The 4130-nt window shown below is 62.9% G+C and carries 3 protein-coding genes and 2 pseudogenes; 1 reads left to right on the top strand and 4 read right to left on the bottom strand.

Annotated features, from left to right (window positions below; genetic code table 11):
• On the bottom strand, positions 1 to 526 hold a 526-nt coding region (locus tag GMA12_RS18030; protein ID WP_370832131.1), incomplete at its 3' end, for a helix-turn-helix domain-containing protein.
• A gap of 441 nt (positions 527 to 967) precedes the next feature.
• Between GMA12_RS18030 and GMA12_RS18025 the strand changes: the two genes are divergently transcribed.
• A complete protein-coding gene (locus GMA12_RS18025; protein WP_156270865.1) occupies positions 968 to 2182 on the top strand; it encodes a lipopolysaccharide biosynthesis protein in 1215 nt (404 codons plus the stop codon).
• Positions 2183 to 2209: 27 nt separating this feature from the next.
• Here the strand turns inward: GMA12_RS18025 and GMA12_RS18020 are convergent.
• The 3 genes and pseudogenes from GMA12_RS18020 to GMA12_RS18010 all read right to left on the bottom strand — a co-directional run.
• A pseudogene (locus tag GMA12_RS18020) lies at positions 2210 to 2447 on the bottom strand (integrase core domain-containing protein); the annotation flags it as partial.
• Between the two features lie 8 nt (positions 2448 to 2455).
• Positions 2456 to 3499: pseudogene (locus GMA12_RS18015) on the bottom strand (IS481 family transposase).
• Positions 3500 to 3852: 353 nt separating this feature from the next.
• Positions 3853 to 4026: a hypothetical protein gene (locus tag GMA12_RS18010; protein ID WP_156270864.1), complete on the bottom strand. Its 174-nt coding sequence runs from the start codon at positions 4024 to 4026 to the stop codon at positions 3853 to 3855.
• Between the last annotated feature and the right edge of the window lie 104 nt (positions 4027 to 4130).

Here is a 4130-nt window from a genome sequence, read left to right as displayed (position 1 = left end):
GGGCCCGCCACCCGCCGCCCTCAGGGATTCGGCACAGTTTCTTCAGATCCATGTGCACCAGCTCGCCCGGGTGGTCCCGTTCGTAGCGCACCGGGGTGGTCTTCGAGGCATGGACGAACGCGCCGGTGAGCCGATCGAGCTCCCGCGCGCGGGGGATGTGGTGGCGGCGCAGCATCCGTCCCACCGTGCGCATAGCCAGCCCGAACTCGTGACCGATCCAGTCCTGACCCTGCCGCTGAGCACGGCGTAGCTCGAGCACCTGCTGCTCGACCTCGCAACTGGTGCGTGTGGGCGTGGTGCATGGGCCAAAGGGCCGGTCATGGAGGCCAGCCTCGCCCTCGGTCTCTGAGCGGGTGATCCAGGTGGCCACGCACTTATGAGAGATCCCCATGGCCGCGGCGATATGGGCCTTGGGCATCCCGGCCTGATGCCGTCTTACGATCAAGAGCCTGCCGCGAACGGTGGTGCGGGCATTACCGTGGGACGAGAGAGCCTCCGTGAGGGAAGTGGGCCTTCGACAAGCCACACCCCACCCGGAGGCTCTCCTCACGTCAACACCCTCCTGCTACCAACGTCCTGGCTGGGTACATCCAGTCGCTGAACTCTGGCGGGTACCTGCTCACTTGACCTATCAGGTTCCTTTTCCCTGGCTTCGGCCCGGTCTGAAGGAAGTCCGGCCGGGGGGGGGGGGGGGCATCATTAACGTCACACGATGGTGCGGCGTTCGCTCGGGAAGCGGCAATATTCCGCGCAATGTCGACTTTAACCGGGTGCTCCGGTGGCAAAATACGCCATTTTCCGCCAGAGTATGGACAACCCCTCACCGCAATCCTTGTTCCTGCAAGTATACAAAGTATAACCGCATTGAGCAGAAGTTCTCAATCAAAGGCCGACGGCGGAGTCGTAACTGTCGTCGCCCGACATGCTGAGAGCTCCCGTAAGAAAAGTCCCCGAACCCGGAGGATCGATGATTCTGTCGATGTCTAAGCATTTCTTCGGAATTGTAGCAGGCCGAGTAGTCGCTTCCGGCGCGCAGGCCCTGACTGTATTGCTATTTGCGCGGTGGTCGACGCCGGCGACCTTCGGACTTGTCATCGCGGTCGAGACGGTACTGGCCACTTTCGTTGCGATGGCGACTCTCGGGCTACCGCAGTACGTGGGCGCGGTACGTGCTAGGATGCCGGGTTCACCGATGATTCTTGGGATCATGCGCCTAAACCAGAAAATCAGCTGGGCCGCGTTCACCATCGTGGGCGTGGCACTCGTCATCTTGGGTTCACATGACGCCGTGTATCTCATGCTCTTACCATTGGCTGTCGACGTAGGACTCGATTTACGTGGGTATGTGCTGGAGAGGATTGTCGTCGCTGATGGTCACATCGGCCTTTTTAGTAGTAATCTGGTGATCCGCAGGATAACCACGCTTGGGGTCTTCGGCGGTTCGTACCTACTCCGCATCGACGTCATCCTGGGATATTGCGTCGCGGTTACGGTGGGCCAAGTCATATACAACGCCCGCCTCATGGCTCGCAGCCCGTGTGACTTAAGTCCCCAAAAGCCGTTGAACTTTGCATTGGTGTTCCGAGAATCAAAGCATTACTGGTTCGAATCCTTATCTGGCATGATCCGACAATTGGATATCGTAGTTGTGGGCATGGCGCTCGGCTCCGGGGCGTCCGGATATTTTGCTGTAGCTTCACGGGCGGTCTCCCCGTTACTTCTAGTGCCCTCATCATTCGCCACTCTTCTACTCCCGCGCGTGAGTGCCGGCGGCGCTCGGACGGCCCGTGCTGCCCTTATTCTGGCGTGTGGCGTTACGGTAACCATGGCGGTCGCTTTGGCGGCGGTGTCCTGGTCGCTCGAAGACATCCTTCGCATATTTCTGGGGGAGGCATACGTCGCTGCTGGACCCGTGACGCGTATCTATTTCGTGGGTTTTGTGGGACTTTCTTTCGCGCTCATGCTCGGAGCCATACTTCAGGGCCTTGGGCTTCACTCTTCAGTGGGTCGCCTTGCCGGTGCTTGCTCCCTGCTCACCCTCAGTTTATTGTGGGTGGGTGGATACTTGTACGGGCTAGAATCCGCAGCTTGGGGGTTTGTTATAGGTGTCTGGTGCCAGACCATAGGCCTCGTCTACTTGTACGTGTTCCGCTTCCGCGGAAATGGTGCGCATATTAGATAGCTGTGGCCTCGGGATGACTTTCTGCATCTAGTTGTAAGAGGGCGTGACGTTATTGCTTCGGACCTGAGGCCGTGAGGCCGGGGCCGATCAGCACAGGTGCTATGCGGACGATGGTGCTCGAAGTGGTTCACCCAGATTCCGATCGCTTCCCGCCGGGCTTGTTCACCGTCATAGGGGCGGGCGTAGAGCACTTCGTCGACCCGCAGCCGGTTGTACGGCTCGACCTTGCCGTTGTGGAGGACGTGTAGGGGGTGATCCGCTGGTGTTAGTGGCCTAGTTGTGATGTCCAGGGAGTTTGGTCAGTCGGGTGATGGGTGGCTGGCCTCCGAGGGCGGAGTGGGCTCGGTGATGATTGTAGAAGTGCAGCCATCCGGGTAGTGCCTGGTTGCGTTGCGCGGTGGAGGGGTAGAGCCTCGCGTAGGCCCAGCCATCGGCCAGGGTGCGGTGGAACCGTTCGATCTTGCCGTTCGTCTGGGGCTGATAGGGTCGGGTCCGCTTGGGTGTGATGCCCAGTGTGGTGCAGGCATCGGCCCAGGCGTGGGAGCGGTATCAGGATCCGTTGTCTGAGAGCACCCGCTCCACGGCCACGCCCCGGTCGGTGAACCATGCGACGGCCCGGCGCAGCACCTCGATGGCGGTGTCGGCCTTCTCATCGGCGCAGATCTCGGCGTAGGCCATCCGGGAGTAGTCATCGATCACGGAGTGGACGAAGGCGGTCCCGATCACCGGGCCACGCACCGGGCCTTTGCGGCGCTGGGCATCGGTTGCTGCGCGGTTGCGACCGCCTTGCTGCTTGCCGACGTAGCGCCAGCCACCGCCAGCAGGGATGTTGCCGAACTTGGTGACATCGACATGGATCAGCGAGCCCGGGTGCTGGTGCTCATAGCGGCGCAGAGGTGCACCGGTGAGGCGGTCGATGCGGGATAGCCGGTTGATCCGGCAGCGCACCAGTACCGCGTACACGGTTGAGGCGGGCAAACCGAGGCGGCCGGCGACCTGCACCGGTCCGAGGCGGTGGCGCCAGCGCAGGGCGACGATCCGACGCACCAGTGCCGGGCGGGTGCGGGTGGGGCTGGTGCGCGGGCGGGAACTGCGGTCGGTCATCCCGTCTTGGCCCTCGGCCCGGTAGCGATCGGCCCATTTCTTGGCCGTGCGGGGAGAGACCATGAACATCTTGGCCGCGGCGGCATAGGTCCACCGGCCGTCGACGATCAACCGGGCCAGGCGCAAACGGGTGCGAGGAGTCAGAACAGCGTCATTCGTGGGACACGAAGACCTCCGGTTGGTGAAGCGGCGAACTAGACAGCTCCACTTCACTACCGGGGGCCTTCCCCTGTCAGCCCTTCTCAGCGCCACGAGGCGGGACAACCTCCCTGGACATCACAGTTAGTCTTCCTGCGGCACCGTCGTTGTTGCGCCAAGGCGATCGGGAGACGTTACAAAGGCGCGTGCGCTCCATCTTGGTGCGGGCGAGGCTGGCGCAGCGGGCTGGGATCGTACTGCTGGCCGCCGGGGGGTCTCCAACACCGAGATCGGGCAGAAGGTCGGGGCCATCCGCTCCACGGTCATCGCCTGGCGTGCCCGCTAGGACGAAGCCGATCTCGAGATTCTGCCCGACCACGACCGGTCGGGCCCGCCTCGGCGGATCGACCACCGGGCGATCGTGGCCGCTACTCTGCGTCCGCCGCCGAAGAAGCTGGGGTCAAGCACTGGTCGTCCCAGGTGGTGGCCACCCGGCTGGGGATCGACCGCAGCATGGTCGCAGAGGCCTGGCGCGAGTACGGGGTGGCGCCGTGGTGGGAGGGCATCTTCCAGTTCTCCACCGACCCGAAGCTGGTGGTCAAGGTCGTCGACCTGGTGGGGCTCTACCTGGCTCCGCCTTCGGGACGTGGTGCTGTGCGTGGACGGGGCGTCCCAGATTCATGCCCTTTGAGCGCACGGCCCCAGA

The sequence above is a fragment of the Kocuria sediminis genome, assembly GCF_009735315.1.
In the GTDB taxonomy this organism is placed as follows: Bacteria; Actinomycetota; Actinomycetes; order Actinomycetales; family Micrococcaceae; genus Kocuria; species Kocuria turfanensis.
Note: the sequence above shows the minus strand (reverse complement) of the source record. Positions and strands in the feature narration are given on the sequence as shown.

Bases quoted from the DNA above. Each gene is read 5' to 3' on its own strand.
- GMA12_RS18025 (WP_156270865.1), top strand. From the start codon at position 968: ATGATTCTGTCGATGTCTAAGCATTTCTTCGGAATTGTAGCAGGCCGA.